Genomic DNA, 19,718 nt, shown 5'->3' with positions numbered 1-19,718 from the left:
GAGTTGGTTAAGGCTGTATAAGACCTAGATAAGAAATGTTGGCGCTTTGGACCGCCAGCATTGAACTGCCAAAAGGCTAACTGCGCTGCGATCCCCATCGCCGAAGTGTTCTTGCGCCAGAATGCCGGATGGCCATGAAGGGAGCCTGAATGGCGGAGCTCGGCAATTTGGCAGGCGCGACCGTCGGCACCAGCGGCGCCGAGTGGATCGGCCGCCCGCCGCATGAGCAATTGCAGCGCAAGATCCGCCCGCTGCTGCCCTCCGACGATCCCTTCTACGAGCCGCCCGCGGGCTACCAGCACGCCGCACCCGGAACGGTGCTGCGGTCCCGCGAGGTCGAATTGGCGTTCCTCGGGCTGATATCGCAGTCGATCACCGCCACGCAGCTCCTGTACCGGACGACGGACATGAACGGAAACCCCGAGGCGACGGTGACCACGGTAGTCCTGCCGCCGGGCTTCAAGCCGGGCCAGACCTGCCCGTTGCTGTCGTATCAGTGCGCAATCGACGCGATGACCTCACGCTGTTTTCCTTCGTACGCGCTTCGCCGCCGGGCTAAGGCCCTCGGGTCCCTGGCCCAGTTCGAGCTGCTTCTGGTCAGCGCCGCGCTCGCCGAAGGGTGGGCGGTTTCGGTACCCGATCACGAAGGACTGAAGGGGCTTTGGGGCGCGCCGTATGAACCCGGTTACCGAGTCCTCGACGGGATCCGGGCGGCGATGAGTTCGGAGCGTCTCGGACTATCGCCGACGGCGCCGATCGGGCTGTGGGGCTATTCCGGCGGCGGGCTGGCCAGCGCATGGGCCGCAGAGATGTGCGGCGAGTACGCGCCAGAGCTGGATATCGTCGGCGCTGTGCTGGGATCGCCCGTCGGGAACCTGGGCAACACGTTCCGTCGGCTCAACGGGAGCTTCCTGGCCGGGTTGCCCGCCTTGGTGGTAGCCGCGCTGGCCCACACCTACCCCGACCTCGACGAGGTGATCAACGAGCACGCCAGCGAAGAAGGGCGTGCCGTGCTGAACAGCCTGGAGAAGATGACGACCGTGGAGGCCGTCGTGCGGATGGCCCACAAAGACATGGGCAGCTACCTCGACAAACCGCTCGAAGAAATCTTGTCCACCCCGGCGGTGGCACACGTTTTCGAGAACACCAAACTGGGCGCCGCGGTGCCCACGCCGCCGGTATTGATCGTGCAGGCCGTGCACGACTACCTCATCGACGTCAACGACATCGACGAACTGGCCGACGCCTACGCGGCCGGCGGAGCCGACGTCACCTACCACCGCGACGCGTTCAACGAGCACATCTGTTTGCACCCGTTGTCGGCGCCGATGACCCTTCGCTGGCTCACTGACCGGTTCGCCCGCCGGCCGCTGACCGACCACCTCATCCGGACCAAGTGGCCGACCATGTTCAACCCGATGACCTATGCCGGAATGGCGCGACTGGGAATCATCGCCGCCAAGGTGATCACCGGGCGCAAGATCAGTCGGCGTCCGCTCTAAGGCCGGCCTCTAACGCGGGCTAGGAGACCGGAGCCCCTGAGTTTTCGGTAAGCACCGTCGAGGGCGGCTCGTCGGCCGGGTAGGCACCCAGGTCGTCGCGGGCGCTTCCGGCCGCAAGCAACGCGTACACCAGCGAAGCGGCCGCAGCCGGTGACATGAGCGTGGCGGCGATCTGAAGTGGCCGGCGGGCGAAGAACACCGGCGGCGCCTGCCTGACGTAGGTCAGCGAGTGATCGCCATTGGCCAGCGTGACGGTGTCGAAATTCAACGCGCCGTAGTGCAGGCGGACCAGCAGCGCACCTACGGCCGCCGCGACGACTGCCGCACCCGCCGATCCGATCGCGAGCCCGGCGACCATACCTGGGCCCCTGTGCTCTCGCCACTGCCAGGCCAGCACCGATGCCACCACCGCTACGACTCCGAGCAGCCCCAGCAATAGGAACGGGGCGACAAAGAAGTTCTGTGATTCGCTGCCCAGATATTCGTGCACCCGTTCACCGGAACGCGCTATCGCCACCACCGCGTGGATGGACGGCGCTATCCATGCCCACAATGCACCGACCAACACCCCACTTGCCGACAGGCCCAGCACCACCGCCAAGATCATGCGGGTCGGCGGGGTACCGTCCGGCGCGGCGGGCACCGTGGGCCCTGCGGGATCGGGGGGCCCGACGGGTTCGAAGCGTTCGGTCACCGCTGGGCCTCCAGTTCGGCCGAGTCAACCTGTCCGTGCCGCGAGCATCGCGCCCACCAGCCATCCGGACGCACCTGCACAACCATTCGCCGCCCGCATTCCGCGCAGAACCGGGGAGGCTCCAGACCTAACTGGGCGGCCGTCGGGCTGGCCGTACCCGCCAATTCCCCGGTGTAGACGTTATAGACGCCGGCGGCCACCGGAGCGCCCAGTTTTCCAGCCACGTTTTCGACTTCTACAAGCTGGCGTTGAGCGCTTTGATCGGCATCTGGAGATCGTCCAGCAGTTCCAGATCGGCTTCGGCCGGGCGGCCCAGGGTGGTGAGGTAGTTGCCGACGATCACGGCGTTGATGCCGCCCAGAATGCCTTGCTTGGCACCTAGGTCGCCCAGGGTGATCTCACGTCCACCGGCAAAGCGCAGCATGGTGCGCGGCAGCGCCAGCCGGAAAGCACCCACCGCCTTCAGCGCCTCGGCGGCCGGCAATACCTCCAGATCGCCGAACGGGGTGCCAGGGCGCGGGTTGAGGAAGTTCAGCGGGACCTCGTCCGGCCCCAGCTCGGCCAGCTCGGCGGCGAATTCCGCGCGCTGCTCCAGCGTCTCGCCCATCCCGAGAATGCCGCCGCAGCACACTTCCATGCCGGCGTCGCGCACCATCGACAGCGTCTGCCAGCGCTCTTCCCAGCTGTGCGTGGTGACGACGTTGGTGAAGAACGAGCGCGCCGTCTCGAGATTGTGGTTGTAGCGATGCACACCCATCGCCGACAGCCGCTCCACCTGCTCGGGGCTCAGCATTCCCAGCGAACAGGCGATGTTGATCTCGACTTCGTTGCGTATCGCCTCGATGCCCGCCGCGACCTGTGCCAGCAGCCTCTCGTCGGGTCCGCGTACCGCGGCCACGATGCAGAATTCGGTGGCTCCGGACTTGGCAGTCTGTTTGGCCGCCTCCACCAAGCTGGGGATGTCCAGCCAGGCGCTGCGCACCGGCGACGCGAACAGGCCCGACTGGGAGCAGAAATGGCAGTCTTCCGGGCAGCCGCCGGTCTTCAGGCTGATGATGCCCTCGACCTCGACCTCGGGCCCGCACCAGCGCATCCGCACCTCGTGCGCCAGCGCCAAGAGCTCCTCAAGCCGCTCGTCGGGTAGCTGCAGCACTCGCAACACCTGCTGCTTGCTCAGACCCTCGCCACGCTCGAGCACCTGCTGGCGCGCTTCGGCCAGAATGTCGGAGGCGTCGGGGCTATGTGGGCCATCCTGGCCGGCGTCAGAAGTCGGTCGCGTCGGCGCTTGAGTCACCAGGTACTCCCCTGCATTCTTTTCGGGTGCCACATGCGTCATTGCGGCCTTAGTCATCGCGGTATTCAGGCTAGGGTAGCGGGCGCGCTTCGGTTACTTGGCGCACACCGGCTGCGAGGGCCAGTCCAGGGGTGTATTCGGGGCCCGATGCCGACGGCCCGATCCCAGGCCCGTCGGTGCTGCCTCCTAGGCTCCGATCAGTCTATTTCCCGATTACTCAATGATTGTTCAGCTTCTCTGCGTCACCGTCTCTCCGACAAACATCTACGTGTCACTTTCGGGCGCTCCCGAGTCGTGACTCGGGCCGAGAGGTGAGACATGTCGTATGTAAGTGCTGCCCCAGAGCTACTGGCGACCGCTGCCAGCGATCTGGCCGGCATTGGCTCCCACATCACCGCCGCCAATTTTGCAGCGGCGCTGCCGACCAGCGCAGTTGTCGCGGCAGGTGCCGACGAGGTCTCCGCGGCGATTGCGGCTTTGTTCGGCAGTCACGCCCAGCAATACCAAGCCCTCAGCGCGCAGGTGTCGGCGTTCCACGACCAGTTCGTCCAAACCCTTACCGGCGGCGCGAACGCCTATGCGATCGCCGAAGCCGCCAATGCCTCGCCTATCCAGGCACTGCTCGACGCGATCAATGCCCCGTCCGTCGCGCTGACCGGGCGCGCCCTGATCGGCAACGGCGCCAATGCCACCACACCTGGCGGCAACGGCGGCGTCGCGGGCTGGCTCTACGGCAACGGCGGGGCCGGCGCGGCCGGCGCACCCGGCCAGGCCGGCGGCAACGGCGGAGCTGCCGGACTCATCGGCGTCGGCGGCGCGGGCGGGGCCGGCGGTAGCGCCGGAGGCACGAATTGGACGGCCGGCACCGGCGGCAACGGCGGCGCCGGCGGCTGGCTCTACGGCGCCGGCGGCGCCGGCGGCGCCGGCGGCCTGGGCACCGCCGACCCCCTGTACGGATTCGTGGGCAGTGGCGGCAACGGCGGCCACGGTGGCGCCGCGGGGCTACTGGGCGCCGGCGGCGCCGGCGGCGTCGGCGGCACCGGTCTGGGCGGGTTCGGCATCGGGGGAACCGGCGGCAACGGCGGAAGCGGCGGAAGCATGTTCGGCGACGGAGGTATCGGCGGCGCCGGCGGCAACGGTTCAGCCCTCATGCACGGCGGTACCGCCGGCAACGGCGGATCGGCCGGACTGATCGGCAACGGCGGCACCGGCGGAGTCGGCGGGGCCGGCATGGCCGGCGGCAACGGCGGCAACGGCGGGCAACTGTTCGGCAACGGTGGCGACGGCGGCCAGGGCGGAACCGGCCAACTCGCCAACCCCACGCTGGGATTCAAGAGCATCGACCCAGGCCACGGGGGCACCGGCGGCAACTCCTACCTATTCGGCAACGGTGGCAACGGCGGCCAAGGTGGCACCGGCTGGGCCGGCACAGACGCGACGCAACCACAGTTCGCCGCCGCAACGCAAAACGGGGTGAACGGGGTCAATACCGGTAATACCGCTACGTCCGGCACTGCCGGCTCAACTGGCACTGCTACGCAGAATGGTGGGAACGGCGGAAATGGCGGACCAATCGAAAAAACCGATCTGAACAGCCACCCTGTCCCAGGCTTCCCAACCGGCAATGGCGGCAATGGCGGGAACGGCGCCAACGGTGGTACCGGGGGCACCGGTGGGGATGTTAGCGGCATGGGCGACACCAGATACGTCCAGCGTGCGGGGAACGGCGGCATCGGGGGGGCTGCCCTCGGCGAGGGCGGCAACGGCGGAAACGGCGGCAACGGCGGTTCAGCAACCGACTTCCCCAATCCCGCCAGCACCAGCAATGGCTTCGGCCACATTGGTGGCACCGCTTTTGCGGGTGTCGGCGGCAACGGCGGAAACGGCCACGCCGCCACCCTGTCCGGCGGCGACGGCGGCAACGGGGGCGCCGGCGGCAGCGGCGGAAACGCGGGGATGATCTTCGGTAACGGTGGTCACGGCGGCGCCGGGGGCACCGGCGGGGGCGGCGGTGCCGCCCTATCCGGCGGAGACGGCGGTAACGGCGGTAACGGCGGAACCGCGACCGGAGCCAATGCCGTTCATGGCTATAGCCAACTCAACCAAAAGGTCTCCGGAGGCGCCGGGGGTAATGGTGGCGATGCCTTCGGTGTCGGCGGCCATGGAGGTAACGGCGGTGTCGGGGGTACCGGCGGCCATGGTGCGCACTACTTCGGCTCCGGTGGCGACGGCGGGAGCGCCGGATTCGGCGGTATCGGCGGCGCAGGCGGTCACGGAGGTGATGGCGGAGCCGGCGGCCAGGGCGGCAAGGTGGTAGCGAGTGCCGGCACCGCGAATCCGGATGCCGGTAGCGGCGGGACGGGTGGGAACGCAGGCCATGGCAGCGATGGCGGCGATGGCGGCCATGCCGGACTCACCGGTACCGGCGGCGTGGGCGGAATGTTCGGTACGGCCGGCCATCAGGGCGCCACTGCCGCCGGGGGCGCCGGCGGCGGCGGTGGAGCCGCGGGCACGCCGGGCGCCGCCGGAGCCGCCGGCACTGTCAAACTCCCAGGGGCCACCAACTTCAGTCCCGACCAGCATGGAGCTATCCCGGGCAATGCCGGCGCGGCGGCCAGCGCGGGAAACAACGGCCAAGCCGGCTAGCGTCCAAAGCTGGGCTCATCCCGGCGCCGGGTTGACCGGTGTTCAGGCCACGGCCGGGGTATACCCCCATCATGGGCACTGCGCACGTCCTCTACTTCGCCCACCACGGGCTGTTGCTGGCGATACCGGCGTTTCTGCCGGCGGTGATCGTCGTCGGCGTGGTGCTCTACATCGCGCTCAGAGACCGCCGCAGCTGAGAAAACCAGGATTGACGAACGCTCCGGGTGGGCATTCGAGGTTCGAACCAACTCAGCAGCCTGGCACGGGAGGCAATCGCAATGGGACTGTCAATTGTTGCGGAGGCGCCGGCGCGCGGGGCCGGCCTGGATCAGGTGATCGGCCTGTCGATCGCGGCGACGGTGATCGTGGTGGTGATGCTCTGGGTTGGCCATGCACACCGCAGCCATCGCATCAGCTGGCTGGGCCGATTCGCCGACTGGATGGCCGTCAAGTTCAAGCGCCCGTCCTGGGTCGCCCTACCGGTCCTGGTATTCACCACGTCGATCATTTGTGCGCTGTTCGGATTCATCTGGGATGTGAGCTGGCATATCGGCAACGGCCGTGACCCCGGTCCGCTGGCCAACCCCGCTCACTACTTCATCATCATCGGCCTGTTCGGGATTTTCCTGGCCGGCATGATCGCGATTGTTCTGCCGTTCGACCAGCCGGGGCCCGCACCGGTGCGGATCACCCGCAACTGGCACACCCCGGTCGGCGGGGTGCTGATGGCCGGGTGCGGAATGTACGCCCTTATCGGCTTTCCCCTAGACGACATTTGGCATCGCCTCTTCGGACAAGATGTAACCCTTTGGGGCCCAACACATCTGATGATGATCGGCGGTGCAGGGTTTTCGCTGTTCGCCGTGTTGATGCTGGAGTATGAGGGTGGCCGGACCATGCAGGAGGGCGAACCCGAACGCCGGTTCGTCAAATTCCTGCGCTACCTGTCCTGCGGTGGCCTGCTGATCGGCTTGTCCGTCTACCAGATCGAATACGACTTCGGCGTCGAGCAGTTCCGGCTGGTGCTGCAGCCGATGATGATCGCCGGGGTGGCGGCGCTGGGATTGGTGGTGGCCCGCATCACGATGGGACGTGGCGCAGCGATCCTGGCGGCGCTATTCGCCATCGCGCTGCGCGGCGGCGTTGCGTTTCTGGTGGGCCCGGTCCTGGGCGCACCCACGAATTGGTTCCCGCTGTATTTGGGTCCGGCCGTGGTGGTCGAGTTGCTGGCACTGACGCCCTTGTACAAACGGCCGATCGCGTTCGGCGCGGTCGCCGGTCTGGGAGTGAGCACCGTTGGGCTCTGGCTGGAGTCGCTGTGGATCGGGGCCGTGTACCACTACCCGTGGCCGACGAGCATGTGGGGCGAGGCCCTGGCGATGGCGGTGCCGGTGGCGGTGCTAACCGGGGTGTGCGGAGCAATGATGGGGATGGTGCTCACCGGGCAACGGCTACCCCGCCGTGCCATCGGTATCTCGATGGTGGTGGCAACGGTGGTGGTGATCGGGGGTGCGGTCGCCAACGGGCTGCACATCGTGGTGCCGAAACAAGACACCGCAACCATTGCCCTGACCGAACTGCCCAGTCCTCCCGGACAGCGCATGGTGTCTGCGGATGTGCAGCTCAATCCGCCCAACATAGTCAGCGATAACCCCGCCTGGCTGTCGATTCTGTCCTGGCAGGGCCGGATGGAAAATCAACGCGGTCTGGTGATCGACCGTCTGGAACGGGTTGGCCCCGGCCACTACCGGTCCACTCAGCCGGTTCCCGTCTGGGGGTCGTGGAAGACGCTGTTGCGGGTTCAGGACGGCTACACGATGACGGCGGTGCCGATCTACGAGCCCGCCGACGACGCCATTCCCGCGGCCGAGGTTCCCGCGCTGGCGTCCAGCACCCGGCCGTTCGTCCAGGAGATCACCATCCTGCAGCGCGAACGCGACCAGAACAGCCCGACGTGGCTGTTCAACGCCGGCTCGATCGTGGTGCTGATCCTGACCCTGATGGTGATCGCCGGCATCACCTGGGGTGCCGGGCGAATCAACACCGAGACCATGCCTCAGCAAGTCGAGGAGGACAAGCATCCACTCCCGCGGGCGGCGTAGATCGATGACGATCAATCGCCTATTCCCCGCGGTTTGGGCGGCGGTGGTGATCGTGGGCCTGGTGGTGTCCTGCAGTCATTCGCCGCCCAAGCCCTCCGGCCAGGGTGTGTCGGTTGACGTCACGATTGCCAACGGCCAGGTGACTCCCACCAACGCCACGCTGCAGGCCAAGGTGGGCGAGCAAATCACGCTGCGGGTGACCAGCGACACCACCGACGAGCTGCACGTGCACTCGACACCGGACCACAAGTTCCAGGTGGCCGCCGCGCCCAACCAGACCTTTCAGTTCAGCGTCGACGTCCCGGGCAAGGTCGACGTAGAACTGCATCATCTCAAGCGGACAATCGCCACAATCCAAGTGAACTCGTGACCAGCGAGAGCGCCACTGTCGTTCTGGCGCACGGGCTGGGCGGGTCGGGCGACCTTCCGGTGCCCTACGCATACGCGATGGTGGGCGCCGCGTGGGCGTTGACCTTCACGTTTGCTCTGGTGGCCTTCGCCTGGCGGCAGCCGCGGTTCGACCCGGCCCAGCCTGGCCGCCCGTTGCCGACGGCGGTGACGACGCTGGTCGACTCCCGGATCGTTCGCTGGACGGCGGCAACGTTGGCACTGCTCTTTGCTCTTTGGGTGGTCGCGGTCGGCTTATGGGGGCCGCAGACGTCGGACAATGGCCTACTCGGGGCGTTCTACGTGCTGCTGTGGGTCGGCGTGGTGGCGGCGTCCCTATTTTTCGGGCCGGTCTGGCGGGTGATCTCACCGGTCCGGACGGTGTATCTGCTGCTGCAGCGCATCATCCCGCGGGTTCGTGAGCCGCGGGTGTCCTATCCCGAGTCGTGGGGGTATCGCCCTGCGGCGCTGGGCCTGTTTGCGTTTGTGTGGATGGAATTGGCCAGCCCCGATCCGGCTGCACTGTCATGGGTCAAGGTGTGGCTGCTGACGTATGCGCTGGTCTTGCTCATCGGGGCGTGGCTGTGTGGCCAGCGCTGGCTGGCCCGGGCCGATCCGTTCGGCGTCTACAGCGTGGCGGTGTCCCGGCTCTGCCCGTTTCGGCGGAATGCCGACACCGGCAGGATCGTCATCGGGAACCCCTTCGACCATCTGCCGTCGCTACCCGTGCGGCCCGGTGTGGTGATGATGCTGTCGGTATTGCTGGGATCCACCGCCTTCGACAGCTTCTCGTCGTCGCCGACGTGGCGCAATTTCTCCGACCGCCTGGTGCGCGGCGTGCATGCCGTGCCCGACACCGTGGCATCATCGGGCCTGCGGACCCTCGGGCTGATCGTATTCATTTCCGTTGTGGCGCTGACGTTTTCGTTTGCGGCGCGGGCGACGGGTGGAGTGGACACCGAGCAGCGTCGCGCACTGCCGGGCCAGATGGCGCATTCGTTGATCCCCATAGTGGTGGGCTACATCTTCGCCCACTACCTGTCGTATCTGGTGGAGCGCGGTCAGCAGACGCTCATCGCCCTGGCCGATCCGGTGAGCCGCGGCTGGCACGTCGCCTATGTGTTGTCCATGCACCCGCCGGTGCTGGCCACGATCAAGGTGGCCTGCGTGGTCACCGGGCACATCGTGGCGGTGATCGCGGCGCACGACAAGGCATTGCGCCTGCTGCCGGCCGGTCACCAGCTGACCGGGCAGCTGACCATGATGCTGGTCATGGTCTTCTACACCTTCACCGGCCTCTACTTGTTGTTCGGCGGCTGATCGGCCTGGATCGGATGCTCGGCGCGCTTGCTGCCGTCCCAGCGGCGCAGGCCGGCGAAGTGGCCGTTGATCTGCGCGGGCCGGCCCGCGATACGCAAGGCGCGCCCTAGTTGCGAGCCACCGACCCGGCGCGCCAGCGTGACGTGGGCGGTCCATTGGCCCGGCAGGCTGTTCGTCATCGGAGCCGGCAGCAGATGCGCAGCACACAACCGGTGCACTTCGGCATGCAGGTCCAGCAGCGAGCGGGTGGGCACCACCAGTCGGGTGAAGACCACGTTCGCGCGCCCGAACAGCACCGGCGCCCCGATGGCACAGGCCATGGGGAACGCGGCGGCGGCCGGACGCAGCAGTTCGTCGACCTCGGCGTCGATACGTTCGGCAACGGCCAGCGTCACATGGGGACGACTGGCCGGTGCCTGACTAGGTATTCCGGCCGCGGCTAGTTCTTCCCAGATGCGACGCACCGCCGCCTCGGTATCGCGGTCGAAGACCAGCTCGATCGAATGCACCATCAGCAGACCAGCGCGCTCACCCAAGCGCGGTCGAACGCCGCCGCGCTCAGCGCCGCGAAGTCCGAGACCGCAGCGGCACCGGCCGGCAGTGCCGCCCGCACCGGCGCCAACCGAGCCAACGCGGACCGGTTGGAGGTTTCCACCGGACCAGGCCGCTGCGGCCAGCTGCCGATCACCAATCCGCAGCACGAAACACCTTGTGCGGCAAGCGCTTCCAAGGTGAGCGCGGTGTGGTTGAGGGTGCCCAGTTCCGCGCTGACCACGACCAGGGCCGCGGCAGCCAGGTCGACGGCAAGGTCGCGCAAGGTGACGCCGCCCTCGGCCAGTTCCACCAGCAATCCCCCGGCGCCCTCGACCAGCGTCAGCCGTCCGGGGCGGTCCAGACTGCGGATGACCCCCAGCACATCGGCCCGGGTGGGTAGCGCCGCCTGGGCCAGCTCGGCTGCGGCCGCCGGCGCCATCGGCTGCGGATACCGCGCCAGGCCGGCGAGTTCGCTCACCCCGGATAGTCGGCCCACCTCGGCGAGATCGTCGTCGCCGGCGTCGGTGCCGGTCTGGACGGGTTTGCACACCGCCACCTCGATCCCCGCCTGACGGGCGTGCGACGCCAGCGCCGCGGTGGCGACCGTCTTGCCGACGCCGGTGCCGGTCCCGGTGATGACCAGGACGGTCAACGGCGCGCCACGGATAGGACCTCGGTCAGCACGCGGCGGGCGAGCGCGAGATCGTCGGCGTCCAGCGAGGCGCGCGCACTCAGCCGCAGCCGCGACGTCCCGGCGGGCACCGTCGGCGGCCGGAAGCACCCCACCTTCACACCGGCATCCAGGCAGGCGGTAGCCGCGGCCAGCGCCACCTCCGGATCCCCCAGGATCACCGAAATCACCGCAGACTGCGGCGTTTCCGGAACATCGCAGGCGCTGGCCAATTCGCGCGCATTTCTCAGCACCGCTTCCGGCCGCCACGCTTCGGCCTGCAGCACACCTAAGGCGGCCAGCGCCGAACCCACCGCCGCCGGCGCCAGGCCGGTGTCGAAGATGAACGGCCGCGCCGCGTCGATCAGATGGGCCCGCACCGAAGCAGGCCCCAGCACTACCCCACCCTGGCTACCCAGCGCCTTGGACAACGTGGTGGTCACCACCACATCGGGAGCGCCCGCTAGGCCGGCCTCATGCAACAGCCCGCGCCCGCCGCCGCGCACCCCCAGCCCGTGTGCCTCGTCGACGATGAGCAGGGCGTGACGCCGACGGCACACTTCGTGCAGCTCGCGAACCGGTGCCAGCGCGCCGTCGGCGCTGAACACCGAGTCGGTGATGACGACGGCGCGCTGTTCCTTGCGCGATCGCAGTGCCCGGTCGACGGCGTCGACGTCGCGATGCGGCGCCACCACCACCCGCGCCCGCGACAACCGGCAGGCATCCACCAGCGACGCGTGCGAATAGGCGTCGGAAACCAACAGCGAACCCGGACCGGACAAGCCGACGACGGCTCCCAGGTTGGCGGTGTATCCCGAGGAGAACAGCAGTCCCGCCGCGGCGCCGACGTAATCGGCGAGCTCGGACTCGAGCTCCTGGTGCAGCTCGGTGTCGCCGGTGACCAGTCGCGAACCGGTGGCACCGGCGCCCCAGATGCGCAGGGCCTGCACACCGCCTTCGATCACGTTGGGATGCTGCGATAGACCCAGGTAGTCGTTGGAGGCCAGGTCCAGTTCGGTAGCCACGGCCGGCCGCGGCCGCAGCGAGCGGCGCAGCCCGGCCGCGCGGCGCTGTTGCTCCACCGTCTCCAGCCAGGACAGCGGTGAGAGATCGATCGGTGCCGGCACGCCTTTCATTGGGGTTCAGCCTACGAGGCGCGCGGCCTCCACCATCGCGGAGGTGATCTGGGCGATCTCGGCGGGCGGACAAATATAGGGCGGCATGGCGTAGATCAGGTTGCGGAATGGGCGCAGCCATACGCCGCGGTCCAGCGCCGCGGGGGTGGCAACCGCCAGATCGACCGGCCGATCGCACTCGATCACGCCGATCGCGCCGCACACCCGCACGTCGGTCACCGCGGGCAGGGCCCGGGCGGCTTCCAGGCCGGCAGCCAGTCCGGCCGATATCTCGGTGATCCGCGACCGCCAATCCTGACCGAGCAGTACCTCGACGCTGGCCACCGAGACCGCGCAGGCCAGCGGATTGGCCATGAAAGTGGGGCCATGCATGAGCGCGCCCGCTGCACCCGAGCTGATGGTGTGGGCGATGTCGGTGCTGCACAGGGTGGCGGCCAGGCTGAGATACCCGCCGGTCATCGCCTTGCCCACGCACATGATGTCCGGGCTGACGCCGGCGTGGTCGGCGGCGAACAGCTCTCCGGTGCGGCCGAAGCCGGTGGCGATCTCGTCGAAGATCAGCAACACGTCGTGACGCTGGCAGATATCGCGCAGATCGGCCAGATACGCCGGGTCGTGGAAGCGCATCCCACCCGCGCCCTGCACCACCGGCTCGACGACCACCGCGGCCAGCTCCGCGGCGTGCCGGGCCAGTTGCGCCTCGAACGCCACGCTGTAGCCGGGGTGGTAGTCGCGTGGCACCTGCGGGGCGAACTCCTGGCGGGCCAGGATGTCGGTCCACAGCGAGTGCATGCCGCCGTCGGGGTCGCAAATGCTCATCGGCGTGAAGGTGTCGCCGTGGTAGCCACCACGCCAGGTCATCAGTCGGTACTTTCCGGGTTGGCCGCGGCCGCGCCAGTACTGCAGGGCCATTTTCACCGCGACTTCCACCGACACCGATCCCGAGTCGCTGAAGAAGACGGTCTCCAGACCCGCCGGGGTGATATCCACCAGCAGCTTGGCCAGCCGGGCGGCCGGCTCGTGGGTCAGGCCGCCGAACATGACGTGGTTCATGACGCTCAGCTGCCTGGTCATGGCCGCATCCAGAACCGGGTGCCCGTGCCCGTGTATCGCCGTCCACCACGAGCTCATCGCATCGAGCGCTTGGATCGGCCGGCCGTCGCGGATCACCGTCAGCCAGGCGCCGTGGGCGCCGACCGCGACCACCGGCGGCTGGGATTCGGCCCCGATGGTGCTGTAGGGATGCCACACGTGGGCGGCGTCTATCGCGCTGATGCGTTCGGGCGTCCACCCGGGCCCCGATGCCTCAGCCGCGGTCATGGAGACCGAGGGTAATGCCGCCGCCGGTCGCACAAACCGCGGCCATCGGGGAGCATGCATGGCATGGCTTCGCCGATTCGGCCCGAAAGCACCGGCTCAGACGAAAAGGCGCCGCAGATTCTCAAGCTGCGGATAGTCCCCTGGGACGTGATATGCACCGTCACGGTGCTGGGCGTGCTATTGATCCTGGTCTCGATGACCAGCTGGCCGCAGCAGCTGTTCGGTTTCGCCGAAAACGTCTGTGTGACAGACGATTGCCCGCCGGTTCCCTACGGCCTCAACTACTACATCTATCCGCTGATGTGGGGCGGCATCGGCGCAGCCGTAACCGCGGCCGTGATCGGACCGTTCGTGTCCATGGTGAAGGGCTGGTACATGTCCTTCTGGCCGATCATCGCGATCGGCGTCCTCACTGTCACCTCGGTGCTCGGCTACGCACTGACCGGTTTCAGTGAACGGTATTGGCACTGATCTTTACTGAGACCGAAATCACAACTGCCCATACAACTTTGGGCACACCCAATCACCGTCCGGTCACGTTACGACAAATAATCCTTCGCCCCTCTGGCAATCGAACTTTGCTGTTGTCAGAGTGTCTGTAGTGACTGGTGTGACTACTGCGGCGCCAGGCCCCGGCGCGGCGGCCACAACGCCAACGCACACAGAGCCCGACAGGGCCAAGGAGATTGCCAAGGAGATTGGAAGCACAATGAAACGCATATACGCCTTCGCAGTCGGTCTGGCGATCACTGTTGCCCCGGTGGTGGCCTTCCCCGGCATTGCGTCCGCCGACCCTGTCACCATGGCGACGGACTACCAGCAGGCCGCCGACGCCGTCATCGCGCGCGGGCTCGCACAGCGCGGCGTGCCGTTCTCCTGGGCCGGCGGCGGCGTCACCGGACCCACCCGCGGCACCGGGACCGGCATCAATACCGTCGGCTTCGACGCTTCGGGCCTGATCCAGTACGCCTACGCCGGCGCCGGGCTCAAGCTGCCGCGGTCTTCGGGCCAGATGTACAAGGTCGGCCAGCGGGTTCTGCCGCAGCAGGCACGCAAGGCGGACCTGATCTTCTACGGCCCCGAAGGCACCCAAAGCGTCGCGATGTACCTGGGTAACGGCCAGATGCTGGAAGTCGGCGACGTCGTCCAGGTCTCGCCGGTGCGCACCAGCAACATGGCGCCCTATCTGGTCCGGATCCTCGGAGCCCAGCCGTCCCAGGCACCGGTGCAGCAAGCGCCGTTGCAGACCATGCCCGGGCAACTCACGCCGGCGCAGACCGCGCCGGGGCTGACCACACCGGCCCAGACCGCACCAGGGCAAACCGCACCGGGGCAAACAACGCCGGGCCTGACCACGCCGGCGCAGACGGTGCCAGGCCAAACCGCGCCCGCTCAGACGGTGCCGGGGTTGACCACGCCCGCCCAGACCGTGCCCGGCCAGACCGCACCCGCCCAGACCGTGCCGGGCCAAACCGCACCCGCCCAGACCGTGCCGGGGTTGACCGCGCCGGCCCAGACCGTGCCCGGCCAGACCGCGCCGGCCCAGACCACACCAGGACGGACCCTGCCCGGACAGCAAGTGCCCGCGCAGCAGGCGCCGTTGCAGCCCGCTACCACCGTCCCGACGCGGTAACCCGTACCACCGGCTGAATCCCCTCGACACCCGCCACCTGTCCCCTTCCTGACTGCGCTGCTGCTCAGCGGGAGGAAAGCAGGTGGCGGGTTTCGGTAAATTGGCTGACGATCATGATCAGCCTGTCACCGCCCCCAACTGCGACACCGGTCGCGATGGGTACCCGCACGACAGGTTTCTATCGCCATGATCTGGACGGCTTGCGCGGTATCGCGATAGCGCTGGTCGCCGTCTTTCACGTGTGGTTCGGCCGGGTTTCCGGTGGCGTCGACGTGTTTCTGGCGCTGTCGGGCTTCTTCTTCGGCGGCAAGATGCTGCGCATCGCGCTCAATCCCGGGCTGTCGTTGTCGCCGGTGACCGAGCTGGTTCGGTTGATCCGGCGCCTGCTTCCGGCCCTCGTTATCGTGCTCGCCGGGTGCGCGTTGCTCACCGTCCTGGTGCAGCCGCAGACGCGCTGGGAGACCTACGCGAATCAGAGTCTGGCCAGCCTCGGCTACTACCAGAACTGGGAACTGGCCAACTCGGCTTCCGACTACCTGCGCGCCGGCGAGGCCGTCAGCCCGTTGCAACACATCTGGTCCATGTCGGTGCAGGGCCAGTTCTATGTCGCCTTCCTGTTCCTGATCGCCGGATGCGCATATCTCTTCAAGCGCTCGCTGGGCAAGCACCTACGGACCCTGTTCGTGTTGCTGCTGAGCGGGTTGACCCTGGCGTCGTTCGTCTACGCGGTGATCGTCCATCAGAGCGATCAGATGTCGGCGTACTACAACAGCTTCGCGCGGGCGTGGGAATTGCTGCTGGGAGCGCTGGTGGGCGCACTGGTCGCGCACATCCGCTGGCCGATGTGGCTGCGCACCGCGCTGGCCACGATCGCACTGGCCGCTGTCCTGTCGTGCGGGGCGCTCATCAACGGCGTCAAGGAATTTCCCGGTCCCTGGGCGCTGGTTCCCGTCGGAGCGGCGATGGTGATGATCCTGGTCGGGGCCAATCTGGCGGCTCAGCCGGGTGCCCACTTGCCGCTGCCCAACCGCGTGCTGGCCGCGGGCCCGCTGGTGACGCTGGGCGCCATGGCCTACTCCCTGTACCTGTGGCATTGGCCGCTGCTGATCTTCTGGCTCTACTACTCGGGGCACCGGCAAGCCAACTTCGTCGAGGGCGCGGCGGTACTGCTGGTTTCGGGGGTATTGGCCTACCTGACGAATCGGTTTGTCGAGGAGCCGCTGCGCTACCGGGCACCCGCGGCAGCCGCCACGCCCGCCGCAGCAGCCCCGCCGATTGCCTGGAACCTGCGATTGCGCCGCCCGACCATCGCGCTGGGATCGGCCGTGGCACTGCTGGGCGTCACCTTGACCGCAACCTCGTTCACCTGGCGTGAGCACCTGATCGTCGAACGCGCTTCCGGCAAAGAGCTCAGCGGGCTCAGCGCCGTGGACTATCCCGGCGCGCGCGCGTTGACCGACCATGTGCGGGTGCCAACGCTGCGGATGCGGCCCACGGTGCTGGAGGTCAAGGAGGACCTGCCCGCTTCCACCAGGGACGGCTGCATCAGCGATTTCGTCAACCCAGCGGTGGTCAACTGCACCTACGGCGATCCCGACGCCGCCCACACGGTCGCGCTGGCCGGCGGCTCGCACGCCGAGCACTGGCTGACCGCGCTGGACCTGCTGGGCCGCCTGCACCACTTCAAAGTGGTGACGTACCTGAAGATGGGCTGCGCGCTGTCCACCGAGCAGGTCCCGCTGATCATGGGCAACAACGCCGCATATCCGCAGTGCCGCGAATGGGTGGAAACCACGATGGCCAAGCTGGTTACCGACCGCCCCGACTACGTGTTCACCACCTCGACCCGACCGTGGAACATCAAGCCCGGCGACGTCATGCCCGCCACCTACATCGGTATCTGGCAAACCTTGTCGGAAAACAACATTCCCATCCTCGCGATCCGCGACACCCCGTGGCTGGTCAAGAACGGCCAGCCGTTCAACCCCGCGGATTGCCTGGCCAAGGGCGGCAATTCCGAGTCATGCGGGATCAAGCGGTCCGACCTGCTGTCCGAGCACAACACCACCCTCGACTTCGTCGCACAGTTCCCACTGCTCAAGCCGATCGACATGTCCGATGCGATCTGCCGGCCAGACTTCTGCCGAGCCGTCGAAGGAAACGTCCTGATCTACCGCGATGCCCATCACCTGACGCCCACCTACGTGCGCACGATGGCCCCTGAGCTCGGTCGCCAGATCGCGGCGATCACCGGTTGGTGGTGACCGTGCCGGCCGGCCGGCGCAGCTAAGGTCTAATGATGTCGTCGTCCGAAAGTGAAGCCGAGATTGCCGACACCTCGCCGGCAATGGCGATGGTATGGCCAGGTACGGCCTTTCCGCTCGGCGCCACGTATGACGGTGCAGGCACCAACTTTTCGCTGTTCTCCGAGATCGCAGACAAGGTCGAGTTGTGTCTGATCTCCCGGGAAGGTGAAGAAACCCGAATCAATCTGGACGAGGTCGACGGATACATCTGGCATTGCTATCTACCGAACGTCACGCCGGGCCAGCGCTACGGGTTTCGGGTGCACGGACCCTTCGACCCGGGCGCGGGTCATCGATGTGATCCGAGCAAGCTGTTGCTCGACCCGTACGGAAAATCCTTCGTCGGCGACTTCGAATTCAGCCAGGCGCTGTACTCCTACGACATGGCCGTCGCAGCCGAAGACCCGTCGCAAACCGGTACTCCCCCGATGATCGACTCGCTGGGCCACACCATGACCAGTGTGGTGATCAACCCGTTCTTCGACTGGGGATCCGACCGCGCCCCGGGCACCCCCTATCACGAGACAGTGATCTACGAGGCCCATGTCAAGGGCATGACCCAGACCCATCCCGGCATCCCGCAGGAGCTGCGCGGCACCTACGCGGGGCTGGCGCACCCGGTGATCATCGATCACCTCAAGTCGCTCAGTGTCACCGCCATCGAGCTGATGCCGATTCACCAGTTCATGCACGACCACCGGCTGTTGGACTTGGGGCTGCGAAACTACTGGGGCTACAACACTTTCGGCTTCCTGGCCCCGCACTACCAGTACGCGTCGACGCCAAAGCCCGGCGCCGCCGTAGCCGAGTTCAAAGCGATGGTGCGGGCCTTCCACGAAGCGGGCATCGAAGTCATTCTCGACGTGGTCTACAACCACACCGCCGAAGGCAATCACCTGGGACCCACCATCAATTTCCGCGGCATCGACAACGCCGCCTACTACCGGCTGGTCGACGGGGACCTGCGCCACTACAAAGACTTCACCGGCACCGGTAACAGCCTCAACGTCCGCGGCCCGCACACGTTGCAACTGATCATGGACTCGCTGCGCTACTGGGTTCTGGAAATGCACGTAGACGGCTTCCGGTTCGACCTGGCGGCCACCCTGGCCCGCGAGTTCTATGACGTCGACCGGCTTTCGGCATTCTTCGATCTGGTGCAGCAGGATCCGGTTGTCAGCCAGGTCAAGTTGATTGCCGAGCCTTGGGATATTGGCGAAGGCGGCTACCAGGTCGGCAATTTCCCAGGTTTGTGGACCGAATGGAACGGGAAATACCGCGACACTGTGCGCGACTACTGGCGGGGCGAGCCCGCAACCCTGGGCGAGTTCGCTTCCCGGCTGACCGGGTCGTCAGACCTGTACGAGGCGACCGGGCGCCGGCCCAGCGCCAGCATCAACTTCGTCACCGCCCACGACGGCTTCACGCTCAATGACCTCGTCTCCTACAACGAGAAACACAACGAGGCCAACGGCGAGGACAACAAGGACGGCGAGAGCCACAACCGGTCGTGGAACTGCGGGGTCGAGGGCCCCACCGACGACCCGGACATCGTGGCACTGCGTTGCCAGCAGATGCGCAACATCATGGCCACCCTGATGGTCAGCCAGGGCACCCCGATGCTCCTGCACGGCGACGAGATGGGGCGCAGCCAACAGGGCAACAACAACGTCTACTGCCAGGACTCCGCCTTGTCCTGGATGGACTGGTCACTGGTCGAGAAGAACGCCGATCATTTGGCGTTCACCCGCAAGGTGACCCGACTGCGTCGCAAACATCCGGTGTTTCGGCGACGCCGATTCCTCAAGGGCCAACCCATCCGCAGCGGCGCCGAAGTCCGCGACATCGCCTGGTTGACGCCGGCCGGCCAGGAGATGACGGAACAAGACTGGGACAACGACTTCGGCAAGAGCATCGCGGTGTTCCTCAACGGCCGGGCCCTGCCCGAACCCGGCCGGCGCGGCGAACGCATCGTCGACGACTCGTTCCTGCTGTGTTTCAACGCCCATGAGCACGAGGTCAACTTCGTCATGCCCCACGACGACTATGCCCAGGAATGGACCGTCGAGCTCGACACCACCGTCCCCACCGGTGTCGCAGAACGGGTCGTCAAGGATGGCGAGGAGATTGCACTGCCGGCGCGATCGGTGCTTATCCTGCGTAAGACGCTGTGA

17 protein-coding genes are annotated in these 19,718 nt (G+C 67.2%); 10 read left to right on the top strand and 7 right to left on the bottom strand.

Features of this window, described 5'->3' with window-relative positions; genetic code table 11:
- Window positions 1–149 precede the first annotated feature (149 nt).
- The gene (locus BST12_RS06445) at window positions 150–1,502 is read left to right on the top strand and encodes a lipase family protein (protein ID WP_083112210.1); all 1,353 of its coding nucleotides are present in this window, start codon (window positions 150–152) and stop codon (window positions 1,500–1,502) included.
- A gap of 19 nt (window positions 1,503–1,521) precedes the next feature.
- On the opposite strand, the gene BST12_RS06440 is transcribed toward BST12_RS06445, so the two are convergent.
- The 3 genes from BST12_RS06440 to bioB form a co-directional block, all read right to left on the bottom strand.
- The gene (locus BST12_RS06440) at window positions 1,522–2,109 is read right to left on the bottom strand and encodes a DUF2567 domain-containing protein (RefSeq protein ID WP_083112381.1); all 588 of its coding nucleotides are present in this window, start codon (window positions 2,107–2,109) and stop codon (window positions 1,522–1,524) included.
- Window positions 2,110–2,192: 83 nt separating this feature from the next.
- Window positions 2,193–2,420: a biotin synthase auxiliary protein BsaP gene (gene bsaP, locus BST12_RS06435; RefSeq protein ID WP_083112202.1), complete on the bottom strand. Its 228-nt coding sequence runs from the start codon at window positions 2,418–2,420 to the stop codon at window positions 2,193–2,195.
- 11 nt (window positions 2,421–2,431) lie between these two features.
- Window positions 2,432–3,490, bottom strand: a complete 1,059-nt coding sequence (bioB, locus tag BST12_RS06430) for a biotin synthase BioB (RefSeq protein ID WP_083112380.1) — start codon at window positions 3,488–3,490, stop codon at window positions 2,432–2,434.
- A 318-nt stretch (window positions 3,491–3,808) separates the two neighbouring features.
- On the opposite strand from bioB, the gene BST12_RS06425 reads away from it, so the two are divergent.
- The 5 genes from BST12_RS06425 (at window position 3,809) to BST12_RS06410 (ending at window position 9,945) form a co-directional block, all read left to right on the top strand.
- Window positions 3,809–6,136, top strand: coding sequence for a PE family protein (locus BST12_RS06425; protein WP_083112200.1), 2,328 nt, complete (start codon window positions 3,809–3,811; stop codon window positions 6,134–6,136).
- 71 nt (window positions 6,137–6,207) lie between these two features.
- A complete protein-coding gene (locus tag BST12_RS34180; protein WP_264061299.1) occupies window positions 6,208–6,333 on the top strand; it encodes a hypothetical protein in 126 nt (41 codons plus the stop codon).
- A gap of 81 nt (window positions 6,334–6,414) precedes the next feature.
- Window positions 6,415–8,238 (top strand): hypothetical protein, encoded by a 1,824-nt coding sequence (locus BST12_RS06420; RefSeq protein WP_083112379.1) that lies wholly within the window; start codon window positions 6,415–6,417, stop codon window positions 8,236–8,238.
- A 4-nt stretch (window positions 8,239–8,242) separates the two neighbouring features.
- Window positions 8,243–8,608 carry a hypothetical protein gene (locus BST12_RS06415; RefSeq protein ID WP_083112198.1) on the top strand — a complete coding sequence of 122 codons (366 nt, stop codon included), beginning with the start codon at window positions 8,243–8,245 and terminating at the stop codon, window positions 8,606–8,608.
- Window positions 8,605–9,945, top strand: coding sequence for a hypothetical protein (locus BST12_RS06410; protein ID WP_083112195.1), 1,341 nt, complete (start codon window positions 8,605–8,607; stop codon window positions 9,943–9,945). Before BST12_RS06415 ends, BST12_RS06410 begins: the two co-directional genes overlap by 4 nt.
- Here the strand turns inward: BST12_RS06410 and BST12_RS06405 are convergent.
- Genes BST12_RS06405 through BST12_RS06390 form a run of 4 tightly spaced genes read right to left on the bottom strand, consistent with a single transcriptional unit; the run spans window position 9,924 to window position 13,605 of the window.
- Entirely contained in the window at window positions 9,924–10,457 is a 534-nt protein-coding gene (locus BST12_RS06405) for a 2'-5' RNA ligase family protein (protein ID WP_083112179.1), read from the bottom strand. The two genes, BST12_RS06410 and BST12_RS06405, sit on opposite strands and share 22 nt — an antisense overlap.
- On the bottom strand, window positions 10,457–11,131 hold the full coding sequence (bioD, locus tag BST12_RS06400; RefSeq protein ID WP_083112176.1) for a dethiobiotin synthase: 675 nt from the start codon (window positions 11,129–11,131) through the stop codon (window positions 10,457–10,459). Before bioD ends, BST12_RS06405 begins: the two co-directional genes overlap by 1 nt.
- Window positions 11,128–12,285, bottom strand: a complete 1,158-nt coding sequence (locus BST12_RS06395; RefSeq protein WP_083112175.1) for an 8-amino-7-oxononanoate synthase — start codon at window positions 12,283–12,285, stop codon at window positions 11,128–11,130. Before BST12_RS06395 ends, bioD begins: the two co-directional genes overlap by 4 nt.
- 6 nt (window positions 12,286–12,291) lie before the next feature.
- Entirely contained in the window at window positions 12,292–13,605 is a 1,314-nt protein-coding gene (locus BST12_RS06390; RefSeq protein WP_083112174.1) for an adenosylmethionine--8-amino-7-oxononanoate transaminase, read from the bottom strand.
- A gap of 63 nt (window positions 13,606–13,668) precedes the next feature.
- On the opposite strand from BST12_RS06390, the gene BST12_RS06385 reads away from it, so the two are divergent.
- The 4 genes from BST12_RS06385 (at window position 13,669) to glgX (ending at window position 19,718) form a co-directional block, all read left to right on the top strand.
- On the top strand, window positions 13,669–14,076 hold the full coding sequence (locus BST12_RS06385; RefSeq protein WP_083112378.1) for a hypothetical protein: 408 nt from the start codon (window positions 13,669–13,671) through the stop codon (window positions 14,074–14,076).
- Window positions 14,077–14,314: 238 nt separating this feature from the next.
- Window positions 14,315–15,238, top strand: a complete 924-nt coding sequence (ripD, locus tag BST12_RS06380) for an NlpC/P60 family peptidoglycan-binding protein RipD (RefSeq protein ID WP_083112170.1) — start codon at window positions 14,315–14,317, stop codon at window positions 15,236–15,238.
- A 113-nt stretch (window positions 15,239–15,351) separates the two neighbouring features.
- A complete protein-coding gene (locus tag BST12_RS06375) occupies window positions 15,352–17,502 on the top strand; it encodes an acyltransferase family protein (RefSeq protein ID WP_083112169.1) in 2,151 nt (716 codons plus the stop codon).
- A 35-nt stretch (window positions 17,503–17,537) separates the two neighbouring features.
- Window positions 17,538–19,718 (top strand): glycogen debranching protein GlgX, encoded by a 2,181-nt coding sequence (gene glgX / locus BST12_RS06370; RefSeq protein WP_083112377.1) that lies wholly within the window; start codon window positions 17,538–17,540, stop codon window positions 19,716–19,718.

Source organism: Mycobacterium angelicum (assembly GCF_002086155.1).
Taxonomy (GTDB): Bacteria; Actinomycetota; Actinomycetes; order Mycobacteriales; family Mycobacteriaceae; genus Mycobacterium; species Mycobacterium angelicum.
The sequence above is the reverse complement of the archived record's forward strand: the minus strand, read 5'-3'. Positions and strand labels throughout refer to the sequence as shown.

What these genes read in the sequence shown, in the direction of transcription:
- BST12_RS06395 (WP_083112175.1), bottom strand. Translation starts at nt 12,285, where the DNA reads ATGAAAGGCGTGCCGGCACCGATCGATCTCTCACCGCTGTCCTGGCTG.
- BST12_RS06425 (WP_083112200.1), top strand. Translation starts at nt 3,809, where the DNA reads ATGTCGTATGTAAGTGCTGCCCCAGAGCTACTGGCGACCGCTGCCAGC.
- BST12_RS06405 (WP_083112179.1), bottom strand. Translation starts at nt 10,457, where the DNA reads ATGGTGCATTCGATCGAGCTGGTCTTCGACCGCGATACCGAGGCGGCG.
- BST12_RS06385 (WP_083112378.1), top strand. Translation starts at nt 13,669, where the DNA reads ATGGCTTCGCCGATTCGGCCCGAAAGCACCGGCTCAGACGAAAAGGCG.
- BST12_RS34180 (WP_264061299.1), top strand. Translation starts at nt 6,208, where the DNA reads ATGGGCACTGCGCACGTCCTCTACTTCGCCCACCACGGGCTGTTGCTG.
- BST12_RS06390 (WP_083112174.1), bottom strand. Translation starts at nt 13,605, where the DNA reads ATGACCGCGGCTGAGGCATCGGGGCCCGGGTGGACGCCCGAACGCATC.
- BST12_RS06375 (WP_083112169.1), top strand. Translation starts at nt 15,352, where the DNA reads ATGATCAGCCTGTCACCGCCCCCAACTGCGACACCGGTCGCGATGGGT.
- BST12_RS06420 (WP_083112379.1), top strand. Translation starts at nt 6,415, where the DNA reads ATGGGACTGTCAATTGTTGCGGAGGCGCCGGCGCGCGGGGCCGGCCTG.
- BST12_RS06445 (WP_083112210.1), top strand. Translation starts at nt 150, where the DNA reads ATGGCGGAGCTCGGCAATTTGGCAGGCGCGACCGTCGGCACCAGCGGC.
- BST12_RS06415 (WP_083112198.1), top strand. Translation starts at nt 8,243, where the DNA reads ATGACGATCAATCGCCTATTCCCCGCGGTTTGGGCGGCGGTGGTGATC.
- glgX (WP_083112377.1), top strand. Translation starts at nt 17,538, where the DNA reads ATGTCGTCGTCCGAAAGTGAAGCCGAGATTGCCGACACCTCGCCGGCA.
- BST12_RS06440 (WP_083112381.1), bottom strand. Translation starts at nt 2,109, where the DNA reads ATGATCTTGGCGGTGGTGCTGGGCCTGTCGGCAAGTGGGGTGTTGGTC.
- ripD (WP_083112170.1), top strand. Translation starts at nt 14,315, where the DNA reads ATGAAACGCATATACGCCTTCGCAGTCGGTCTGGCGATCACTGTTGCC.